Below are 20,677 nucleotides of genomic sequence, written 5' to 3'. Positions count from 1 at the left end.
CCTTCCACCTGGAGGTCATAGACGCGCTCACGCGCTCCGCGTCGGGCTTGGGAAACAGTGTCGCCAACGCGCGATGCTGAGTGCGGCTCGCTCGCACTTACGATCTGGTCACCGAACTCGAGTTCGCCGGCGGGGACGTATCCCCGTTCGGGGACGTAGACCAGGTGGTCAGGGGTGCAGCGCAGTTGTCGACCGCCGGCGGTGATGACGTCGAGGACGGGTCGGCTTTCGATGACTCGTGTTGCTTCGACGCTGCGGAATTCGGCGCGGTGTGCGTCATGACTCCAGCTCAAGACCTGTGGTGGTTGAGGTAGCTGGCAGAGTTCTTCCACTGTCAGCTTCCCTGCTGGGGTTGTGATCTCAGACGAACCTGACACGCAGTCAGCGGAGTGCCCTGTCAGTCCACCCCCGACACCGACCGATCGGACTCCACCTCCGGTGGTCAGACTCCAGTCTTCCGCGCTGCGTGGGGTGCCGACCCCCATCCCGAACAGGTGTCCGTGTTCGTCGAACGTGTCCCGGATGTCGCGTCCGCGCTTGATGGCCAAACTCGCCGCGTAACTCGAGATAGCCACCCGGTGTTGGGGGTGGTGGATGAGCCACCACACGACGGCCCACATGCTTGCCGTGGCGCTCTTACCTATCTGCGGAGGTGTGACGCACATGATCCGGTCGTGTCCGCCGGTGCCGGCGTCGTGGTCGCGCAGCCCGGTGAAAGCGTCCGAGATGACGCGGGTGTGTGGCCGGATCCGGTACGTCGGGTCGAGTGCTTTAGCCAGTGATGCGGGGGAGCGGGTCACTTGGCTGATCAGGGCTTGTTGTGCGGCCAGCTGGTCGGCGTAGAGCTGCTCGGGGTCCGGCGCTGTCCTAGTCATCGTCGGTTTCGCTCGCTGCGGACAACCACCGCTGGTTCGTCTCCATGATCTCTCGGACGGCGGCTATCTTGGCGTCGTCGTTCATGCCGTCCAGGTGGGTGACTTCTACGCGGCTGGGGGCTTCCTGCTGTGGCGAGTCCGGGTCCTTCTCGGCTGCCTTCGTGGGGTCGCCGAACAGTGCGCGCCGGTGTTTCAGTGCGACGTCTAGGAGACGTATCGCGTGTTCTGGAGCCAGCTCGTCCATGTGGTCAAGGTTGGAATCTACCTGCGTGAGAGCTTTGTCTAGGATCGCCATTTCACGATCGGCTGCCTGCTGTGACCGTTCAATGAACCGCTGGTTGACAAGCCTGTCATGGAATTGGTCCCACGCTCTTGCTCTTTCGTACCATTGTCCAGATTTGGCGAGTTTGGACATGTATTGCTTGCTGTAGCCGGTCTTCCTGCCCGTGCCCTCTACTCGCCTTCCAGCTTCGGCGAGTGTTCTACTGCGCCCCAGCTCGAGGAACTTGCGGAAAACTTTGTAGCGGTCCGCTGACTCTTCGTCTTGTTGGTCCCACGGGTACCTGTCCTCGGATAGTTCAATGTAGTGTAGTGCGTTTCCCGCGCCTTTTCTCCGTGCCACGGTTCTACTCCTTCGGGGGGGTGTGCGTGCACGTGCGGACGACGCTGGTCAATCGGATCGGTGATCGCTCGGACGTGTGTGGTGCGTGGTGAGGCGGTGTCGCGTGGGTCATGATCTCTACGCTAACGACCGTGGCCACAGCGCGGGTCGGCGTGTGGGACATCGTTTCCCGCGTTGTCACGGTGTGTGCCGGTGGTGGTTCCCCGGTCGGGGGATGTGTCACGCGGCCACCGGGCTCGGTGTGCGGGGTGTGTAGGGCTGCACGGCACAGCACGAGCGTGGGGGTGTGCGGGGTTCGCGGCCGGGATTTCGGGGGTTCGGGCTGTGTAGGGCTGCACACCCTGCACACCCCTGCACAGGGCTACACATCGCAGGTCAGGGGCTACACGCGCCCCTACACAGAACCCTGCACGGGCTGCGCGCGGGCTGTGTAGGGCTGCACACCCCACACAGCGGCGTGTGTAGGGCTGCACAGCAGTCGACCCCCGGGGTTGCCGGGGGTCGCTGGTTGAGCGGGTCGTTACGTGCCGTGTTGGGTTAGGTGTCGAGTTCGCGGGCCCTGCGTTGCAGGTCTGCGAGCTTCCACCCGGCGGTAGGGGTGCCGTCGTGGTCGGGGGAGCGTCGGCGCTGCGATTGGATCGCGATCGGCTCGCTGGCCATGAGTGCGCCGAGTCGGCTCGCGTCCATCTCGAGGGCTGTGGCGCATTCCTTCACTGACAGGAATGTCCGGTCGCTTCCGGCGTAGTGGTTGAGGATCGCGCCGAGCGGGTAGGGCGCGGTCGATTCTTCCGGTGTGGTTTCGGATGTGCTGGTAGGGTATTCCACTTCCTCGGTTGTGGGGAGCTTGTCAAGGTCCCCAACGAGTCGGAAAAATTCGTCGTCGGTCTCCGCCGGTGGTTTTTCGGTGGCGGGTTCCGGCGTGTTTGTGTCGTCGCTGGTGGTGTCGTTCTCTCCGGGGTTCAGGTATTCGTCGGGGTCCACTCCTTGCTTGCGGAGTGCTTCCCTCATGCTGGCCTGCAAATCGGGGGCGGGCCCGAACTTTCCTCCGTTGTCTCCGGTGGTGTCCGGGTATGTCGGTGCGGGCCCGTTGAGGGGGGCGGTATTCGTGGTGGTGGCGTCGGGGGCTGGGGTGAGGTCGTCGGCGCTGGCCGCGCCGAAGGCCACCAGCGTGTTGTTTTTGTGCGCGATGATTTCGGCTTGCCGTTCCCGTGACCACCGGTCGGCGTAGTAGGGAAGGTTGCGGGTGGAGGGTTCGTCCAGGTCGCTTTGTAGCCCGTGGTTGGTTCGGACCAGCCGGGCAATGTCTTCGGTCTTCCCGCCGTAGTAGGACTTGCCCTGCATCAGGCGGGCGTTGTCGCCGAGTACGGCGTACATCGTGTTGTTTTTGATCTCGCTGGCCTTGATGCGGTTACCGAGCGGGCCGAGTACCGAGGATGCGTCCTGGTCAGCTTGAGTCCACAGCAGCACGCGGTTAGCGGTGTTGCGCTTCATCTTCGTGCCGGCCTCACCGCCGGAGCCGTACAACGCGTACTGGCCGAGTCGCACGGCGTGCACGAGTTCGGACCCGCCGAGTGCGTGCACCTCGGCGAGTGCTTCGGACGCGGAGTAGCGCTTGCCGGTGCGGGGGTGCTGGTACTTCTCGCCGTTTTCCAGTAGGTGCGGGGACTCTTCGATGACGGCGAACACGATGGGCATGTCCGCGGTCGGGGTGCGCTGCTCATCGAGCTTGGGGATCTGCGTGCGGTCTTCGATGAGGCACAGCAGGTCAAATAGCTGCTTCATCACTTCGTCGTGGGACTGGCCGGCGATGTAGTCGACTGGGGGTGAGTCGGTCTCGCCGCGCCACCAGGGCAGGCACAACGGGGTGATCAGGGGCATGAGCTTAGCGGTTCCGCCGATCCAGATCACGGCGTTATCGCAGCGCATCAGTTGCAAAAAGATCGACATGAGGAGCGCGCTTTTACCGGAGCGGGTGCCGCCCACGATCTCGGTGTGCTTGCCGACGAGTTCGAGGAGGATCCGCAATCCATCCTTGAACCGTCCGACGTCCAGCCCTTGCCCGGCGTCGCTCGGTTGTCCCATGCCGGGCGGGTCGAGGATCCCGGCCAGGGGATTTTTGAGCTGCACGTGTAGGCGGAACAGTGCGGCGTCTTCCTCGTCGGGTTCGGGCTGGCACGCACCGGCGGCGATCTTGACGCCTTGCGGCTTGAGGCGGTGTCGCGCGGCGGTGGTGATCGCGGTCCCGAGGCTGCGCAGGTCGTCTTGTGTGATCGCGGCTCCGGATCCCTCATGGGGCTGGATTTCGCAGGTCAGGGTGAATCCGAGCGGGTCGTCTTCGGGTTCCCAGTCGGTGCGGTCCAGGATCTCCACGTTGGCAAGCCGCTTATCCGCGGTGGCCAGGATCGCGGTCCAGTCGGCGTGGGTCTGGCGTTGTTGCCGTTCCTGCTCGCTGGTGTGCTTCTTCTCGGCGATTTCCGTTTCCCGGGCGGCGATCGTGCGGCGCTTGGAGCTGCGCAGGTTCGAGTAGGACGGGCCGAGTGCGATGAGTCCGGCGGCCAGGGTGGCCAGCGCGGCCGGTGTGTAGGGGCTGTCCAGGGCTGCCCATGTGATCCACGATCCGGCGCACGCGAGGCACGTGGCGGCGTAGCGGGCGGCACGTCGGGGGAGTTTGGAATCGGTCGTGACGTGGGGGTCTGCGCGCATGTGCTGGTGTGCGGCCAGTGCGCCGGACACGGTGCCGATCGCGGTCATGATCGCGGGGTAGGCCGGCGCGAGATCCAGGACGTGCACGGTTCCGCCGGTGCCGAGCGTGAGCATCGCTGTGTTGACGGGGGTGGTGATGCTGCCGTGCTGGTGTGGGGTGGACGCGGCCCGGGTGAACGCGCTCTGGTTGGTGGTGGAGCGTTTCGTTTTCGGTGCGGGCTGGGGTGCGTCGTCGCTGGTGGCGGTGTCGGTGGTCATGGTTCCTCGAGTGTGGTGGTTGCGCCTTGACTCCCGTCAGGGTACTTGAGTGACATTCTTTGCGCGAGAGGGAGGCGACCCCGCGCGCAGCGGAGCCGCCTCCCTGGTCTCGAGCGTCAGCGGTTCTGTCGGGACTGGTCGAAGACGCCGCTTCCGCCCTCTTCGGCGTAGGAAACCATGTCGGTTTGGTGGGTGCGGACGGCTCCCACCGAGCTTTCGCACTCGGTGGCGATGCCTTCCAGGTGCCGCGCGAGCGGGGCGAGTACCTCGTACATGGCCGCGGACAGGCCCTGCGTTTCGGCGTGGCGCTGCGCCATCGGCTGCACGCACTCGTAGCCGATCGCGCGGATGAACGTGGCTACGTCGTTCATGTTGTGCTTGATCGTTTCCCAGTCGTCGTCGTTCTCGGGGTTGATCTGGGAAAATCCCTGCTTGGCGGCGTCGATGGCGTTCTCGAGGGACACTTTTTCTCCTGGTTGCGTGTTGGTGGTGTTCGAGCGGTTGCGGCTGCCGTCGGGGTTGACCGATGCTTTGCCGCCGTTGTTCGTGCTGGTGTTCTGCTGGCCACCGCCGGTGAGCACGATGGTGACGGGGTTGGTGTTCTCTTCCTTCGTGTTGCCGGTGTCGCTGGTGTTGTCGCTGGTGGCCTGCTCGGACTCAGACTTTTTCCCGCCGAGCTTCACCCACAGCGTGAGCAGCCACGCCGCGATCTGAGCGGACGCGGCGTTCCCGTGACCAGCTTTTTTCTTGTTGCGCAGCCACCCGGCGATTTTCTTCCCCGGCTTGCTGTGCGGGATTTTGCCGAACAGCTTGGCCAGGAAGCCAGAGCTTGCCTTCCCGCTGCGCACGGCGCCGCGTCCGGCTGTGCGTGCGAGCTTTTGCAGCCACCCGGGGGATCCGTCTTTGCGGGACCATCCGGCGATGCGGCCGGCGCGGGAACCGACCGCCTTGCCGGCTTTCGCTGCGCCTCGTGCTCCGCGGCCGGCGACTTTCCCGGCGGTGCGCAGCGTTTTGCCCGTGGCGCGTCCGGCGGTGCGGGTCGCTCGGGACAGCGGGCCGGTCTTGCCGCGTCCGGTGCGGCCACTGCCGTTTTTCCCGCCGGCGGGGGTGTCCTTTTTGCGGTGCGGGCCGATGCCGAGTTTGCCGGCGGTGCGGGCTGCCTTGCTCGCGAGGCTGGTCTTGCCGGAGCCGTGTTTGCCGCCGGGGGTGTTGCGGTGGCCTTTGCCGCCGGTGACTCCGCTTGTGCGGCCCTTGCCGGTGCCGCTGGTGGGTTTCGACCCGAGTGGGTTGCCGGTGCGCGACGAACCACCCGTTTTGGCGGCTGATTTGCCGCTGTGCGCGCCGGTGGTGCCTTTCCGGGCACTTCCCCCGGGATGCTTGCCGCCGAGCCCGAGAGAGCGCGCTGAGTGCTTTTTCCCGGTGGTGCTGCCGAGTGCGCTCCCGCCGGTCTTGCGGCCGGATCCGGCCTTGCCGCTGCCGGCGCGGGAGCCGCTCCCGAGTTTGCCCATCTTGGGCGACTTGGATTGGTGGGACTTGTGGCCGGCCGCGGAAGACTTACGGCTTTTCCGGGTCTTGACCGCGCCGTAGGTGGCTGCCACGCCACCCGCGCCGATTCCGGCGATCGCTCCGACGGTTCCGAGTCCGGTCATGCTGGCCAGTGCCGGTGCGCTGGCCGCGATCGCGGATCCGCCGGTGGTTGCCGCGGCCGTCAGGGAAGAGGGTCCAGCCGGGGCGGGGGCGGATTTCGTGCCGGCGCTGGTGGAAGCCGTTGCCGGAGTCGGGGCGGGTTCGGGGTTGGCGGGGGCCGGTGCCTGCTCGGTGTCGGCCGGCGGGTCGGGGTCTGTGGTGGTCTGCTCGCTCATCGGGGGTTCCTCGGTTTGCGTGTGGGCCGGTGTCGAGAGTGGGTTTCCGGTGTCCCGCGGGCGGCCACTCGGAGGTGAGTGGCCGCCGGGCGCGACATCGGGTCACCCGGTCTGTCGGGTGGTGGCGCGCGGATCGGTGTGCTTGCCGTTGCTGCACTCGGCGAACACGCGGCGGACGTATCCGCGGTCGGCTCCGAACTCGCGTCCTTCGGCGGTGAAGTTCGCTTGCATCGGGTCGGTTCCGGCGTCGCGCAGTTCGTAGTAGCGCATGATCAGTAGCTGCTTTTTCGTGATCGTGTCTTGGTGTACGCGGGTGGTGTCGGTGTCGGTGTCCCGGTCGGGTGTCCCGGTGGTGTCCCGGTCCCGGTCGACACCGGGACTTGCGGAACGGGACTCGTCCGGATGTCCCGGGGCTGTCCCGGTCCCGGTCCCGATCGGGGTGTCCCGGTCCCGGTTACTACCGGGACTTGTCCCGGTCCCGGTGGTCCCGGTCCCGGTCTGGTTGTCCCGGTCGGACCGGGACCCGGGGCGGGACATGTCCCGGTGGTCCCGGTGAGGGGTGTCCCGGTGTCCGGTGTCGACCGGGGTTGTCCCGGTGGTGTCCCGGTTGGGGGTGTTGGTGTCGCGTCGTGTCCCGGTCGCGTCGTGTCCCGGTGTGTTTTCGCTGGTGGCAGGGTGTCCCGGTGTGTTGTCCCGGTGCGAGTCCCGGGGGGTGTCCCGGTGTCCCGGTCCCGGTGTCCCGGTCGAGTCCCGGTGGTCCCGGTTGGTGGTGTCCCGGTCCCGGTTGTCCCGGTCGGCAGGGTGTCCCGGTCCCGGTTCAGACCGGGACTCGGTGCGCGGTGTCCCGGTCGAGTCCCGGTCGGTGGTGTCCCGGTCCCGGTCGGATGTCCCGGTGGCGGTGTCGAACAGTTCGGCGGCCGTGCCGATCGCGTCGAGTTCGCGGCGGAACTGCTCGAGGGTGTCCCGGTTGGGGTCCCGGTCGAGTCCCGGTGGCGGTGTCCCGGTGTCCCGGTCGAGGGTGTCGAGAGTCCCGGTGGTCCCGGTTGGGGTTGTCCCGGTCCCGGTCGTGTCCCGGTTGGGGTTGTCCCGGTCCCGGTTGGGAGTGGCGTGGTTCTGCTCGCTCGTGGCCGCCGGGACGTCGTAGACGCGTCGGGCGCGCTCGTTGATCGCGTTGGCGTATTCGTCGCGGAAGACGTCGCGGTAGGGCGTGATCTGCTTGGCCGCGGCCAGTTGGAACGCGACGCTGTAAGCCAGGTGGTACTTCGTGGACACCCATCCGGCTTGCACCGTCAGCAGGGGGTGCAGTACCGCTCGGGTGGTTCCGACCGCGGCGCGGGATGCGATCCCGGCTGCGGCGAGAGCGACGCGGCGGACGCGGTCGATGACGTCTTGGTGGCGTTGGTCGGTGGTGCGTTCGTCGAGTGCGTCGCGGTCCCACCGAAGCGCGCTGTGAACGATGAACGGAGCCACGATCGACAGGCCACCGAGTACCGCACCGGTGAGGTACTGGCCGCCGGACATGTTGTGGGTGGCGTTGACGACCGCGGCCAGGCTCGAGAATCCCCACATCGCGAAGGTGTAGCGGCCGGACGGTCGATCGTTGGCCACAGCGAGCACGGCCATGACGGTGTAGACCCACGCGACGATTTCCACGGCCATCGGCGCGAGGATCGCGAGGTTGAGCCATCCCGCCCATTCGAGGGGCGTGGCGGCGTCGCCGAGCATCGACCGGTAGGCCGGGATCTGTAGCGCGATGATGACCAGCCCGAGCAGGGTGGACGCGCCGAGCGCGACGGTGCGCACGATGCCGCGTCCCCGGATGCCGCTGGGGGTCGGCTGTTGATCGGCCGCGGGGTCACCGGTGTTGACCGGTTCGGGGGTGGCCGGCGTGGCGGGGATCGCCTCGGTGGCGTGCGCGGCCTGATCGATCGCGAGGTTCAGCTTTTCCCGCTGTGCGTCCGTTTCCGCCTGGTCAACGTGGATCTGTCCCAGCCGGCGGCGTTGCCTCCGGGTCATCCGGGGTGGTGATTCCGAGTTGCGGCCCATCGGGGGCGGTCCTTTCCTGTGGTGGTTGGACGGTGCTGTCTGCTGTCTGGACGCCGACCCTACACCATCGGTGGGATATGTGGGATAGTTTGTCCCATGCAGATCACCCTTATCACCCTGAGCGAGTGGGCCCGTCGGTACGGCGTGTCGTCGTCAACCGCGCATCGTTGGTACCAGGAAGACGCGTTACCGCAGGGTGTGACAGCGCGGCAGGACCATCCCCGTGGGGTGATTCAGGTTCATGTGGACCCGCTGGCCGGGGTGGATCTGGACGAACTCGCCCGGAGGTTGGCGCCACGGTTGCCCCCGCACGAGCTGGCCGGCGTGTTGCGGTCGGCCGGGTACACCGTGGCCGGCCCGGACGGTGGTGCGGGTGAGCAGTCGCCGCACTGTGCTGTTGAGGGTGCGTGACGGGTCGACGGCGCGGCGAGACACGAAGAAACCCCCCGCCCCGGGTGTTCCGGGTGCGGGGGGTTTCTCGTGTGTGCTTGCCGGAGTGCGGAATCCGGAGCGGGAAACGATCTTACGGGATGCTGCGGTACTTCCGGGCCTTGCGGTAGCTACTCCAGGCGGACAGCTCTGCCGTTGCCAGGTACGCGAGTGCCACGAGGATGCCGCACGCCAGGGTGAGCGCGGCCACCGGCGGGAGCATCCGGGCCCAGCTGGTCAGGGTCACGAAGTAGGCGACGACCGCCAGCGCGAGCATGACCATGCTCGTGACGGCTGGCCGTGCGGTCGGCCGGTGCCACACGATCCGGCCCGTGGTTCGACTCCGCAGGGTCGGCGCGGTCGGGTAGTGGGTGGCCATGTAGTCGTCAAGCCACGAGTGGGCATCGGCGACCGTGGCGCGCTCGAACGCGGCTGGTTCGTGTCCCGGATTGTCGTGGAGGACGTCGCGGTAGTTGCTCAGGACGGTGCACGCGACGTGGAAGTGGACGGTGTCGGTGGTCATGACGCGGTCTTCCTGGCTCGTGACTTACGGACGGGGTCGGGGTCGGTGTTCGGTAGTCGGTAGATGATCGCTTCGGTGTAGGGCTGCTCGTTGACAATGATCTTTCGGGTGATCTCTTCACGGACGTGGGCGTCATCGACCCACGCCAGCTTGTTCAGTGCGTCTTTGAGGATCTTGAGTAGGTTGTCGGTGTCTTTGACGTGTCCGCGCTTGGTGGATGCCCAGTGCACCGCGATGCCGTACCGGTCGTCGTTGCCGGGAACGTGGTCGCGGTTGGCTTGCTTGAATGCCCACGCGATGCGGTCTTCCTCAACCTTCGTGGCGGTCGGGGTGTACCAGCCTTTCTTTCCTTTGCGTGCGCGTTCCTTCGGTTGCGGCTCGCCCTCAATCACCAGGTGAGCGACGAACGGAGCCGCGTAGTCCGCGCTGACCAGGTGCGGCGCGATGAGTTCCATCGGTGCCGGCGCGGTGGCCAGGTAGTCGGCCACGGTCATCGCGGGAGCGTCCACGTCCGTGGCCGGTTCGGGCATGTGCAGCGTCACGAGGCACCCCCGCGGGTGAAGGTGTCCTCGAGCTGCACTTGGTGGCACTGACGCCGGATGGTCTGGGGGATCCGTGCGGGGTTCGTGCTGGTCATGTGCAGCCGGATGCCGTGCTGGTGGCCGCGGGTGGCCAGGATGGTGAGCGCGCGGTCTGTGGGGATCGCGATTCCGGGGTTCGGGTGCTCGAGTAGGTCACTGACCGGGTCAAGTGCGATCAACAGCGGATCGCGTTGTTCGTCGGGGTGTTGCTGGTCGGGGGTCTGCTCGCGGTGGGCGAGTTCGTTTTCGGCCCATTCGAGCAGTGCCACGCCCATTTCGGGCTGACGGGTGATCGCGGACAGTCGGTTCCGTAGCTCGATGCCGTGCGGTTCGGTGTGCACGATCACGGCGCCATCGTGGGCCATGTGGTCGTCCACGTCGGCAGCGATCGCGGCCGTTTTTCCCGATCGGACGGGGCCGGTGGTGATGCGGTGGCGCGGAATGGTCATGATCGGTTCCTTTCGGGCTAGAGGGTGGCCAGCAGCACGGCGCACACGAGTAGCGCGAGGTGGTGCAGGGCTTGATCGGCCAGGTATACGCCGTTCATGCCGGCTTGCTTGAGCGCGGCGAAGTCGGGGGATCCGAGCGCGCGCAGCAACGCAGCCACGGGCCATCGGCGGTCCAGGAACGAATGGGTGACCACTGAGACCGCGAGTGCGGCGTAGATGCCGGGCAGGGTCCACGGGATTCCGAGTGTGAGCGCGGAGATTCCGGCGATGACGATCATCGACACGTGGTAGGCGCCGACGTGTGCGAGGTTGGCCCACCAGCCGTAGGCGCCGGGGTCTGCTTTGTGCGCGGCGATCGTGTCGGTTTGCCCGGTGATGTGGTCCGAGACAGTGTGTCCGACGGCCAGCACTGGCCACGTCGCGGCGAACGTGACCAGCGTGTCCAGGGTGTGCGGGTTCATGACTGGTTACCGCCGGTCCCGGAGAACCACCGGTGCGCGAACGCCAGTACGTCGTTGCGGCCGAACTGGTCGGCGGGGGTGATGTAGCGCCGGCGGATCCAGGCGGCCGTTTCCGGGTCCGACTGCTCGAGCGCGGCCAGCGCGTTGGCTACCTCGGTGTCCGTGATCACGGCGTTGGTCGGGGCGGGAGTGGGGGGTTCGGCGGGGGCGGCCACGGTGGACACGGGCCCGGGTTGGGGGGATTCCCACGGGTGGACGGGTTCGGCTGGTGGGTTCTGCTCGCCGGCGGGTTCGGGTTCGGGTGCGGTGTCGGCGGTGTTCGTGTCGAGGTTCCCGGCGGGCATGGTCAGGTCACGGCCGTCGAGAACGTCGGTGGTCCAGCTGTAGAGCGCGTCGTAGGCGCTCTGGTCGGTGCCGAGCACTTCGTCTACGCGGGCGGCTGCCCGGTCGGCGGCCGTGGGATCAACGTGCCGCAACTCCGTCAACACGGTGACGACGGTGACGGCGGCGCGGACGGCGTTGCCGTGGGTGTCGTCGTTGCTGGTGGCGTGGGCGGTGGCGGCGTGGTTGCCGAACGTTAAGTAGTTACGCAAGAGGTCAGCGGCGGTTGTCACGGGTTGTCTCCGATGTCGTTAGATAGTGCGTTGAGCCACGCACGGATGTTGCGTTCCATGCCGGCGTTGATACGGGGCATGGGTTGGGTTGCTGTGGTGCTCGGGGTTGGGTTGTCGGGGTCGTCGGTCGGCCACGTGTAATCGGTTTCTGGGTCGTGGTCGTGTCTGTAATCCACGTGGTTTCCCGCTCTCGGGAGGAAGGGGCGCGGGTCACTGTCGGGGTTGCTCGCGCTCGGGGGTAGAGCACAGTGACCCGCGCCGGTTGGGGGTTGCTACTTACTTGCCGGTGTGTTCGACGGTTTCGCCGGCGAACGCGACGACGTTTCGCATTTTGGCTGTTACCTCACGTTGCGACTGTGGTTGCGGGGGAAGTCAACCGGGGGGTTACCGTCGCTTGCTGCGGTCGAAGGCGTCGCCGATCGTGCTGTTCTTCTCGGCTTTGTCGTGGTCGGTCTGGGTGTTGTCGTCACGACCGTTGAGAGCGCGCATAATGCGTGTGGCTCCGTCCTTATTGCGTGGGGATGGTGTCGAGTGGTGAGCCGTCACGTCCCTGGCCATTGGGAAGTGCCGTCGGGGGCGTGGCGGCTCGTGCGTGGGTTGCGCTTGCCGGATGGCTGAGCGAACCCCCGTCGTCACCAGTGCGTTGGGGTGCGCTGGTGACGACGAGTGTTGTCAGTCGTCGGACAGTGCGGGCGGCTGAATTCCGCGGTGTTCAAACTCGCTGATCAGGTCTTCGATCCGGCCTTTGTAGCGGTTCGCGAGGGCTGTGGATCCTTCGGTGTGCAGCCTGTCCCGGGTGTGCACGGCGACTTGGTAGCGCATGTTCAGGTCAGCGACGTCGACTCGTTCGAGCATGTCGGGCTCCTGGTGTGGTGGTTGGGGAACTCGTGGGTTCCTGCCGACACCCCTTAAGGTACTTGAGTGACATGACTCGGGTCAAGGGGAACCGCGCGTCGATCAGGGCCGAAAATTCAGGCCACGGCGTCGAAGTCGAATTGCAGCTGGGAACTGTGTCGCGGTGCGGCGCGGCCGGTCGTGGACATGCGGCGCGAACAGCCAGAGCGCTTGCAGGTGACGACGTTGGAGATCCAGCACGCGGAAACGCGGTCGTCTGCCTGGCGTCGGGGGGAGACGCCGATGCCGCACGCCGGGATGAACCGCGCGCGGCCGTGCTCATCGGGCACCATCAGCGTGGCGTGTCGCGTCCGTGAACGTCCTACGGTGCAGCACACGCCGACTTCCTGAGGTTCGGCATCGCCGGCCGCGACGTTGCGTGGTCGGGGAATCAGTGTCGCTGTCATCGCGAGTCAGTGTGTCTTATGCGCGATGTGGCGTCTACTCGAACGGGTGAGCGTTAATTCTGTGCGCTGGACCGTTGTGCAGTTGGGTGATCAATGAACCCCAACCGGGGGAGTGCGATTACTGCAACGTGCGGAGTCGTGCACGGTCCGATGTGATCTACGGAACGTGTCGCCGCATCGTGGTAGCCCACTCGAGCGTCCCGACTCGAACCGACTCCGCAGGGCACGGGGTAGCCTGCACGCGCAGTCATACGGGGACTGTGTGGACACACGTGCACCCCACTCGGATCCTTCGACGGCCGCCGGGTTCCGGGTGGGGTGCGCGTGGTGATGCTCGTTTTCAGTTCGGGGAGCTGATGTCCCGGGCCGGCCATGCCGGGTCCACCGACACCGCGTCAATGACGTCTTGAGCCTCCCCGTCGCGGCGCTTCGTGCGCTTGAGGAACTGCTCAAAGTTCTCGGCCCAATCTGCGTGCCAGGCAGCTTGGTGCGTGGTCAGGTCGTTCAGGCTCATGTCCGCCAACTGTGGGTACGTCCTGGTTTGCTTCCACAGCACGCGCCAGGCGGTCAGCGCGTCTCCCGCGGCGGTGTGCGCGTCCGCGTCGTCCACAGCGATGCCGTGATATTCGGCGACCGCGGACAGGGTGCGCCGGCCCTTGCGGTAGCGGTCCCATGCCCGGTCAATGACCAGCGGGTCCAGCACGGGCCCGATCGTGACGAACGGGTCCATGCCGTGCCGGTGCATCTCCGCGGTAAGCATGGTCAGGTCGTAGGGGGCGTTGTAGATGACCAGGGGGGTTCCGTCGCTCCACGCGTCATCGACGCTCGCGGCGATGACTTCCACGACGGTGGCCGGGTCTTGCCCGTGCTCGCGGGCGTAGTCGGTGGTGATGCCGTGCACGGCGGTGGCTTGCTCGGGGATGTCGCAGCCCGGATCCACAAGCCAATTCTGTCTGGTCTGTTGCCCGGTGGATGGGTCGAGCGCGACCAGTGAGGCGGTCACGATGCGGTCTGATGTCGGGTCGGTGCCGGTCGACTCGATATCGAAGCTGATCATCGGGCCGGTGTGCCAGTCCATGTTGGGTTCCTTTCCTGCGTGCCTGCGTGTGGTGGCTAGAGCTGGATGGTGAGGGAATTCAGCGTGCGCGAGTAGCGGTCCGTCATCTGCTGAACCAGAGTGCGCACGTCGTCGCCGGTGGCGTCCGGCGCGTCGGCGTGCCGGTGGAGAGCGTCGACCGCGTCCGGGGCGCCGGCGTCGTAGTCGCGGAGTGCGGCGCGCATCGCGACAACATCACCGTTCATGCTGGCGATCGTGGCTACCCGGGCGAGTGTCGGGAGCCGTTCGGCGAGTTCTTCCCCGACCCGGTCGGGGTCGTCGCGTCCGTGGTCTTCCACGGTCATTCCCGGGTGTCCGGTGATGTCGTAGCGGTCGGGATCCCACCGGGTTTCCATGCGCAGGAACCGATCGGTGATGACGGCTCCGAGGTACACCCCGAGGATGAGGGTTCCGCGGACCGCGGACGGTTCACCGGGTGCGTGGCGGTAGTGCGTCCCGGGGTCGTACAGGACGGCCAAGCCGTCGGTGGGTGCTTCGTCGAGCCTGCCGGGGATGTGGTGGACGGGCATGGTGGCGATCGCGTCGACGTCGTCGCGGGTGTGTTCGGGTAGGTGCAGGACGTAGCCGGGGGAAAGTCGGGGGTCGTCTAGGTTCATCGGTGTAGCGTCCTTTCGGGGATGAGAGGGGGCGGGGCGCCCCGGGTGTTGGGGCGCCCCGCGCGGGTGGGTTACGTCGTGCTCGACTCGGCCGGAGTCATGGCGGTGACCATTTTGTCCGCGCGGTTGAACAGCCGGATCCGGGCGAGTTCGTCCATGCTCGTGGCGTCTTGGAGGTTGTCGCGAATTTCGCGTGCCGCGGTGAGCTGGTCGGGGTCGTTGGTGTTGATCGCGTTGAGGGCTGCCCGGTAGGCGTCGGCATCGCTCTGCGTGTCGTCGCCGGACTCGTCACCGGTGTCGTGGTCGGTCTGCTCGCTGGCCACCATCGTGGCGTGAATCTGGCCGGCGGTGTCGTCGGCACCGGACTGTTCCGGAGCGGAGTGCTCCACCATCGGTGAGGACAGGGAATTCCGCGGCGGGTACTCCGGTGCCGAGTCAGACTCGGTCGGTGTGGTGGCGGGTTGCTTGTTGCCTTCGACGGCGTCGCGGACACGGGCGACGAACTCGTGTTCACTGCCGTCGTCGCGGACGAACTTTTTCGCGGCGCTGGCCAGCAAGTCCGTACCGCGGTGCGCCATCTCGCCGGAGAGGACTTGCGCGAGCGCGTCTTCCCACCGTTGGTCCACCGGGGTGTCCGGCAATGCGTCGACGTTGACGCCGTTCGTGCGCAACCGGCGGATCACGGCCCGATCGGCCTTGAGGTAGTCGAACGCTACGTTCGCGGTGTCGAGAGTACCGAGGTTGACCGGCTGATCGCTGGTGTTGATGTTCTGCCCTGGTACCGGGCTGCGCAGCTTCGTGAGTCGAGCGGGTTTACCGACGTCGAGCCGCACGATCGCGGTTGCATACGACGGTAGGGACTCGTGGCACTCGATTTTCCACTCGGTGACCTTCGTGGGTCGGCCGTTGTCGTCGGTGCCGGAGACTTCCTTTGCTTGCGCGAGCAGTACCACGGGCCCGGGGAAGCTCACGATCTGTGCCATGAACTGCGCGTAGCGGGATCGGGCGTCGTTCCACAAGTTCCGTCCGACGTCGACCGCTGCGTCCGGGTCCTCTTCGAGAGTCTTGCGGCCGGCCTTGCTGTTCTCGGCGCGGTGGTAGGTCCACGCCTTGATCTGCTCCCACAGTCCCGAGACGTCATCGATGATGAGCAGGGACGGTTTGCCGGTGGTGTTGAGATCGTGCTCGGCTTGCTCTCGCACGGCCAGCAGTTGCCCGAAGAGGTCTTCGAACGAGCCGTTGTGGTCGATGAGCTTGTAATCCGAACCGGGGACCTGGGAGTACTCCCGGCCGATGCCTTCGTTGTTGACTCCCAGCTCGATCCAGTAGGACCGGCCGATCCTGCTGTCTCCGGTGTTCGCCGCGGCGGTGTGCGACTTCCCGGATCCGGGTTCGCCGGCAACAACGATGACGGGGAACCGCGGGGTGCCGTCCGGGTCTGCGAGCTTGAGCGTCGGAGTGGGGCGGTTGGCGATCTGGTCAGCGAAGGCCATTGCTTTCCTTCCGTGGGACACGGTGGGACGTTTCGGGGTCGCGCGGGTGTGCGCGGGTGCGAACCGCGCGCGGTTCGCAGGCGCGCGCGGGGAACGGTGTCTAGGCTGCGTCGGCGTAGTCCTGCTCGGCGACCAGGTGGGAGATCCACGCGCCGAGTTCGGGCGGCTGGTCAAGGTGGCGGCCGGTCGCGCCTTGCGGGGTGCCGTCGATGGGGGTTGCCCCGGACCATCGGGTAGCGCCGGGCAAGGTGCGGTAGCCGTCGCGGGTGGTTCCGCCCGGGGGGATGACCAGGAACGTGTATTGCGTGACGTCGGCGTGCGGGGCCATGTGGCGGGCGATGACGCGGAGCGTGCCGCCGTCGACCGTGGGGAAGTCCCAGCTCGCGCGGTTGCCCTGCACGTGGGTGCGCACGGTGCGGGGGGTGCGCCGGTCGCGGCGGGCGTAGTAGTTCTCGTCGCTTTCCATGCGCCATTCCATGTCGCGCATGGCTGCGGCGTCGTGTTCGTCACGACGGCGTCGTGTGGGGAAGGTCGTGATGGTCGGTTCCGGGGTGCGAGCTGTAGAGTTCACGTTGATCCCTGTGCCGTGTCGTGCTGACTGTGGTGGTTGGCGTCCGGCGGGGGAGGTTGAAAGACCCTCGCGTGTGGTGTGTGCGCACCCGGCGGGGGTCTTTCTCTGTCCCAGCCACCTTTAAGGTACATGAGTGGCACGAGTTGGTCAAGTCAGGATGTCCCGAGCCAGTCGACCAGCAGCGGCCACGCCGGCGGCAACACCGCCGTGCCCGCGATCAGCAGCACGGCCACCGTCAGCGACACGCGCCGCACTCCCGCTTCAACCAGCGAGTCTTCCCCGGTCGAGAACCGCAACGCCGGCGGCAGACCCGAACACGTCCACCGCTTGCCGTCACGCTGCTTCGGCCACGTCATCGGCACAGCACTGTTCGTGCAGGCGTCTCCGAGATCGTGCGTGACCATGCCGACCGCCAGGCACAGCCCGAGATAGATCCCGTCGGCCCGGTCGATGCTGCCGAATCCGAGTAGTGCCGCGGTCACGCCGGCGGCATAGAACCACTGGAACACCTCGCGTAGCGACCGGAGCGGATACATCGCCCGGATCCACTCCGACGGCAACGACCGGTGCAGCCCCTTGAGGGTGAGCACTCCACACAGGAACAGCAGCGGCGCGACTGTCCACGGGGTCACCAGCACGGCCAGCGCGCACAGCACACCGACCAGGCCGGCGAACGTCGGGGTGTGCAGCAATCCCCGGTGCACCCGGGGGCGTGGCGAGTCCGCGGGGCCGGCCGTGGCGACGTAGACCCGCCGGCTTAATCGCTGGCACCCGTTGCCGAGTCTGGCCGTGGCAGGGCCGACGGCGTGGTACGCGGTGGACTCGGTCGTGTCCAAGTCCGGTAGCAAGCTGGCTCCGGCGGCCAGGATCAACCCGGAAATCCACGGGCCGGCGCCGAGTCCGGTGAACCCGGGCACGAGCCAGTAGCCGAGTCCGGTCGTGCCGGCGAGTACGACACCGCCGGTGGCGCATCCGGTGGTGATGTGGCTGCGTCCAAGCATCAGCAGTCCGTTCCTTTCGAAACGTCGGGCCCGCTCACGAGGTGGTGAGCGGGCCCGGGTGTGGTGTGGCTATTGGCCATTGATCGCGCGTTTCCAGTCGTCGCGCACCCGGTCGGGGATGTCTGGCAGCGAGCTGAGGACGGTGGCGGCTACGTGGGCTTGCGCGGTGTGCCATTCGGCGCGGCGCTGCTCGTGGTCGCGCTCGGCGCGGAGCCAGTCGCGGTATTCGGCGGTGTCGTGGTTGCGGTAGGTGGATAACTCCTGGTCGATCGCTTCGGCGTTGGCGTGGTGCAGGTGTGCCTTCCGGTAGTGGTCCGGGCCGGTCGGGTAGGTGTCCGCGGTGACGCAGTTTCCGGGCGCGGCCGGCGCCTCGTGGCTGGCGTTCGGGTCGGAGTCGTGCAGCTCGTTTTCAAGCACGGGATCGTGCTCGATGACGGATCCGACGGTGGACCGGGTGTAGATCCAGCCGCGCTCGGGGATGTAGTGGCGTGCGCGGATGACGTAGGGGACTACTCCGGTGCGGCCGTAGACCTGGTCACCGACGTTGTAGCGGGGTTCCGGTGCGGTTTCGGCCGATGCGCCGTCCGCGTAGGTGGTGCGGTGGTTGACGACTGCGAGCGCGTCGGCGTCCAGGGGGAGGCGGGATCCGTCCCACATGTCCACTTGAACCAACGTGACGTCACCGTGGTTGTGGACGGGGCCGAAGACGGTGCCGTATTCGTCCCAGTGCACATTGTTGGAGTCCCAGACTCGGACGCGGTCTCCAATGCCGAGATAAGCCATGCTGTTCCTTCCGTGACGGGGAGGGGATCGGGCGGGGCGGATGGTCCGCCCCACCCGGGTGGATCACTTGACGGCGTCGCCGCGGGTGAGGTGCAGGGCCAGGAAGCGGGCGTAGCGTTCCATCCGGATCGTCTCGGAGTGGCGACGGAAGAACGTCTGGACTTTGTCCAGGTGCTCGGTGTCCGGATCGTCGCCCGGCTTGATGTGATCCAGACGAACGTTGATACGCCAGATGGGCTGTCCGTCGTCCGTGCTGGCCGCGACGTCGAAGTTCACGCCGGTGATGCCGGCGGTAGCGAGCTGCTGTTCCAAGTCCGCGGCGACGTCGTCATTGTGAATCATGGAAATCCTTTCGATGGTGGCTGGAGGTTCTTCCTCGCTGACACCTATTAAGGTACATGAGTGGCATGACTACGTCAACGCGGGGGTGCCGACACGAAGCTGCCCACCGGACTCGGATCCGGTGGGCAGTGGATACCGCGCCCCGCGCTGGTCAGATCACCTCACCAGCAGGGTTCGTGTGCACCACGCTGCGCATATCGTTGTCCTGGTCGCACTCCTGAGGGCTGAGCGCGTAGGCAGCCACGGCACTCCCCACGGGAACGGCGACGTGACGCTTGCCGCTCTCGCAGACACGCACGGCGTTCTTACCGTGCTGGACGCGCTCGACGATCTCGCTGGCTTTCTGTGCCTCGCAGTCGATGCGCATTGTGTTTCCGCTGGCAAGGAAGATAACGACGGTCCACATTGTTCGGTTTCCTTCCGTGGGTTGACGATCAGGGCTACGTTGCGAAGAACTACTCGGTGCGCTCTGTAGCCTGCGCATACGCTTCCTTGAGTGCCTGGCCAAGCAGCTCGTTTACGTTCGCGGGTCCCTGGTTCACGCCGACCAGGGATTCCATTGCGCGCGTCAGCAGCGACTTCGATCGCTGGCCGTCGACCAGTTCCACGGAACCCGGCGTTCCGTTGTCGTTGCGGTAATCCACACGAGCACGGAGGACACCGGAGTCGGTCCGGTCTGTTGTGATGCCGGTTATATACATCGTTTACCCCTAGCTTCGGTGGTGGTTGTCGGCCGGTCGGAACACGCTCGAACCCGGTCGGGGGGCGGATTCGAGCGCGAACCGAGCGACCTCAACTCGAGGACTGCTCGGCGGCGTAGTCGGCGTCGGCGTTCAGTGTTTCGGCTTCGGTGAACACGGCGCCGATCGACACGATGGCGTCATCGATCGTGTTGGCCAGGCGGTTCTTTCCCTGGCTGCGTGCGAGCTGAGCGGCGCGGGCAAGCCGGATCAAGTAGTGACCGCCGTCCTCTTCGCCGGTGTCGCTGTAGTCGGCGTCAATCTCGATGTCGTCGGCAAGTTCGGCGATGTAGTCGTTCAGGGTTTCAGACTCGGCGTTCATGATTCGGGTCCTTCCGGGGATCGGGCCCGGGGGTGCGGGTACACCCCGGCGGGGTTGGTTCAGTTCGGCACGGCTGATCGTGAAGATACTTGAGTGACGTGAATCGGTCGGGTGGTGTCACGCGGCCACGAGGGACCGGCCGGGCACGGTTGTGCGAGACAGCCACGCGCCGTTCTGGTCGAAGCAGTCCACGAGGATCCACCGCTCCGGGTTTCGTGACTGCACCTGCTGACACTCGCTGTCGACGGCGGCCAACACGGCGGCATGTTCACCGCTGTGCACTCCGAGCACGGTGACTCGGACGTGCGCGCTGTTGGTGGGTTCCACGTAGTGCTCGTATCCACCGTCGAGCAGCGGCGCGAGCCGCGCGGTAAGGACGTTGGTCGTGACGTGGGCCCAGATTCGGGATTGCGTGTCCATGCTCGGATTCCTTCCTGCTCGCGACGTGCGGATTACTGGATTGTGTTGGCGATCGCGCTAGCCACGGCGTCCAGCCCGGACCGGTCGGGAACCTCCCCGGTGTCGCACTCGGGTGCGCCGACCCGTCCGAGCGCGGCACCGAATCGACGCAACGCCATGTCTTCGGCGGTGTCGCCGGCGTCGACGTTGTGCGCCATGTCCATGAGTGCCCGGTCGATGCCGTGCCACGGCTCGGGGTCGATGGACAGGCCGGTGCGGGAGTGCACGATGGTCAGGGCGCGGACGGTCGCGGGGTCGATGCTGGTGGTGTGCACGATGTGTTCTCGCTTCCTTGCCGATTCGGGCGGGGTGCTGGTGGCGACGGGATGGTGCGTGCCCTTACTCGTCGCGGGTGAGGTGCACGGCCACGAAGTAGGGGTACTGGAACGTCCTGATCGTTTCGTGCTGGACGCAGAAGAACCGCCTGACTTCGTTCAGGCGTTCGGTGTCTGGCTCATCGCCCGGGTTGACGTCGTCCAGGTGAACCGCGATGTGCCAGGCAGGACGGTTTCCCCATGTGCTTCGCGCC

General features: G+C 66.5%; 26 protein-coding genes. 1 reads left to right on the top strand and 25 read right to left on the bottom strand.

Annotation, left to right across the window (positions count from 1 at the left end; all coding sequences use genetic code 11):
• The 5 genes from FHX42_RS27585 to FHX42_RS27210 form a co-directional block, all read right to left on the bottom strand.
• A partial coding sequence (locus tag FHX42_RS27585) for a hypothetical protein (RefSeq protein WP_220480895.1) occupies positions 1 to 800 on the bottom strand: 800 nt, incomplete at its 3' end.
• 67 nt (positions 801 to 867) lie between these two features.
• A complete protein-coding gene (locus FHX42_RS25510; protein ID WP_182547029.1) occupies positions 868 to 1,497 on the bottom strand; it encodes a hypothetical protein in 630 nt (209 codons plus the stop codon).
• A 537-nt stretch (positions 1,498 to 2,034) separates the two neighbouring features.
• Positions 2,035 to 4,458, bottom strand: a complete 2,424-nt coding sequence (locus FHX42_RS25505) for a hypothetical protein (RefSeq protein WP_182547028.1) — start codon at positions 4,456 to 4,458, stop codon at positions 2,035 to 2,037.
• A 116-nt stretch (positions 4,459 to 4,574) separates the two neighbouring features.
• Positions 4,575 to 6,320 (bottom strand): hypothetical protein, encoded by a 1,746-nt coding sequence (locus tag FHX42_RS25500; protein ID WP_182547027.1) that lies wholly within the window; start codon positions 6,318 to 6,320, stop codon positions 4,575 to 4,577.
• Positions 6,321 to 6,422: 102 nt separating this feature from the next.
• Positions 6,423 to 8,366, bottom strand: coding sequence for a DUF2637 domain-containing protein (locus FHX42_RS27210; RefSeq protein WP_182547026.1), 1,944 nt, complete (start codon positions 8,364 to 8,366; stop codon positions 6,423 to 6,425).
• Between the two features lie 96 nt (positions 8,367 to 8,462).
• Here FHX42_RS27210 and FHX42_RS26100 point away from each other — a divergent pair, with 96 nt between their 5' ends.
• The gene (locus FHX42_RS26100) at positions 8,463 to 8,777 is read left to right on the top strand and encodes a hypothetical protein (protein WP_220480894.1); all 315 of its coding nucleotides are present in this window, start codon (positions 8,463 to 8,465) and stop codon (positions 8,775 to 8,777) included.
• A gap of 112 nt (positions 8,778 to 8,889) precedes the next feature.
• Here FHX42_RS26100 and FHX42_RS25485 read toward each other — a convergent pair whose 3' ends face one another.
• From FHX42_RS25485 to FHX42_RS26095, 20 genes are all read right to left on the bottom strand, one after another.
• On the bottom strand, positions 8,890 to 9,318 hold the full coding sequence (locus FHX42_RS25485) for a hypothetical protein (protein WP_182547024.1): 429 nt from the start codon (positions 9,316 to 9,318) through the stop codon (positions 8,890 to 8,892).
• Positions 9,315 to 9,812 (bottom strand): RusA family crossover junction endodeoxyribonuclease, encoded by a 498-nt coding sequence (locus tag FHX42_RS25480; RefSeq protein ID WP_182547023.1) that lies wholly within the window; start codon positions 9,810 to 9,812, stop codon positions 9,315 to 9,317. The genes FHX42_RS25485 and FHX42_RS25480 overlap by 4 nt, the downstream gene beginning before the upstream one ends.
• 44 nt (positions 9,813 to 9,856) lie before the next feature.
• The gene (locus FHX42_RS25475; protein ID WP_182547022.1) at positions 9,857 to 10,348 is read right to left on the bottom strand and encodes a hypothetical protein; all 492 of its coding nucleotides are present in this window, start codon (positions 10,346 to 10,348) and stop codon (positions 9,857 to 9,859) included.
• Positions 10,349 to 10,365: 17 nt separating this feature from the next.
• Positions 10,366 to 10,809, bottom strand: a complete 444-nt coding sequence (locus tag FHX42_RS25470) for a DUF3307 domain-containing protein (RefSeq protein ID WP_182547021.1) — start codon at positions 10,807 to 10,809, stop codon at positions 10,366 to 10,368.
• Positions 10,806 to 11,402, bottom strand: coding sequence for a hypothetical protein (locus FHX42_RS25465; RefSeq protein WP_182547020.1), 597 nt, complete (start codon positions 11,400 to 11,402; stop codon positions 10,806 to 10,808). The genes FHX42_RS25470 and FHX42_RS25465 overlap by 4 nt, the downstream gene beginning before the upstream one ends.
• Positions 11,403 to 12,095: 693 nt before the next feature.
• Positions 12,096 to 12,278 carry a hypothetical protein gene (locus tag FHX42_RS25460; RefSeq protein ID WP_182547019.1) on the bottom strand — a complete coding sequence of 61 codons (183 nt, stop codon included), beginning with the start codon at positions 12,276 to 12,278 and terminating at the stop codon, positions 12,096 to 12,098.
• 116 nt (positions 12,279 to 12,394) lie between these two features.
• Positions 12,395 to 12,724 (bottom strand): hypothetical protein, encoded by a 330-nt coding sequence (locus FHX42_RS25455; protein ID WP_182547018.1) that lies wholly within the window; start codon positions 12,722 to 12,724, stop codon positions 12,395 to 12,397.
• A gap of 340 nt (positions 12,725 to 13,064) precedes the next feature.
• On the bottom strand, positions 13,065 to 13,802 hold the full coding sequence (locus tag FHX42_RS25450; protein WP_182547017.1) for a 3'-5' exonuclease: 738 nt from the start codon (positions 13,800 to 13,802) through the stop codon (positions 13,065 to 13,067).
• A 35-nt stretch (positions 13,803 to 13,837) separates the two neighbouring features.
• The gene (locus FHX42_RS25445; protein WP_182547016.1) at positions 13,838 to 14,437 is read right to left on the bottom strand and encodes a hypothetical protein; all 600 of its coding nucleotides are present in this window, start codon (positions 14,435 to 14,437) and stop codon (positions 13,838 to 13,840) included.
• Between the two features lie 71 nt (positions 14,438 to 14,508).
• Positions 14,509 to 15,930: an AAA family ATPase gene (locus tag FHX42_RS25440; RefSeq protein ID WP_182547015.1), complete on the bottom strand. Its 1,422-nt coding sequence runs from the start codon at positions 15,928 to 15,930 to the stop codon at positions 14,509 to 14,511.
• Between the two features lie 100 nt (positions 15,931 to 16,030).
• Positions 16,031 to 16,501: a hypothetical protein gene (locus FHX42_RS25435; protein WP_182547014.1), complete on the bottom strand. Its 471-nt coding sequence runs from the start codon at positions 16,499 to 16,501 to the stop codon at positions 16,031 to 16,033.
• A gap of 152 nt (positions 16,502 to 16,653) precedes the next feature.
• Positions 16,654 to 17,502, bottom strand: a complete 849-nt coding sequence (locus FHX42_RS25430; protein WP_182547013.1) for a metal-dependent hydrolase — start codon at positions 17,500 to 17,502, stop codon at positions 16,654 to 16,656.
• A 69-nt stretch (positions 17,503 to 17,571) separates the two neighbouring features.
• Positions 17,572 to 18,285 carry a hypothetical protein gene (locus FHX42_RS25425; RefSeq protein ID WP_182547012.1) on the bottom strand — a complete coding sequence of 238 codons (714 nt, stop codon included), beginning with the start codon at positions 18,283 to 18,285 and terminating at the stop codon, positions 17,572 to 17,574.
• A gap of 63 nt (positions 18,286 to 18,348) precedes the next feature.
• Positions 18,349 to 18,627, bottom strand: coding sequence for a hypothetical protein (locus FHX42_RS25420; RefSeq protein WP_182547011.1), 279 nt, complete (start codon positions 18,625 to 18,627; stop codon positions 18,349 to 18,351).
• 151 nt (positions 18,628 to 18,778) lie between these two features.
• Complete coding sequence (locus FHX42_RS25415) at positions 18,779 to 19,033, bottom strand: hypothetical protein (RefSeq protein ID WP_182547010.1); 255 nt, start codon at positions 19,031 to 19,033, stop codon at positions 18,779 to 18,781.
• Positions 19,034 to 19,082: 49 nt separating this feature from the next.
• Positions 19,083 to 19,235: a hypothetical protein gene (locus FHX42_RS25410; RefSeq protein ID WP_220480893.1), complete on the bottom strand. Its 153-nt coding sequence runs from the start codon at positions 19,233 to 19,235 to the stop codon at positions 19,083 to 19,085.
• Between the two features lie 184 nt (positions 19,236 to 19,419).
• Positions 19,420 to 19,689: a hypothetical protein gene (locus FHX42_RS25405; protein ID WP_182547008.1), complete on the bottom strand. Its 270-nt coding sequence runs from the start codon at positions 19,687 to 19,689 to the stop codon at positions 19,420 to 19,422.
• 117 nt (positions 19,690 to 19,806) lie between these two features.
• Positions 19,807 to 20,109 (bottom strand): hypothetical protein, encoded by a 303-nt coding sequence (locus FHX42_RS25400; protein ID WP_182547007.1) that lies wholly within the window; start codon positions 20,107 to 20,109, stop codon positions 19,807 to 19,809.
• 32 nt (positions 20,110 to 20,141) lie between these two features.
• Positions 20,142 to 20,423 carry a hypothetical protein gene (locus tag FHX42_RS25395; RefSeq protein WP_182547006.1) on the bottom strand — a complete coding sequence of 94 codons (282 nt, stop codon included), beginning with the start codon at positions 20,421 to 20,423 and terminating at the stop codon, positions 20,142 to 20,144.
• Between the two features lie 64 nt (positions 20,424 to 20,487).
• Positions 20,488 to 20,677, bottom strand: a 190-nt coding sequence (locus FHX42_RS26095; RefSeq protein ID WP_220480892.1) for a hypothetical protein, incomplete at its 5' end; no start/stop codon positions are given.

It is taken from the genome of Halosaccharopolyspora lacisalsi, from assembly GCF_014137975.1.
Lineage (GTDB): Bacteria > Actinomycetota > Actinomycetes > Mycobacteriales > Pseudonocardiaceae > Halosaccharopolyspora > Halosaccharopolyspora lacisalsi.
Note: the sequence above shows the minus strand (reverse complement) of the source record. Positions and strands in the feature narration are given on the sequence as shown.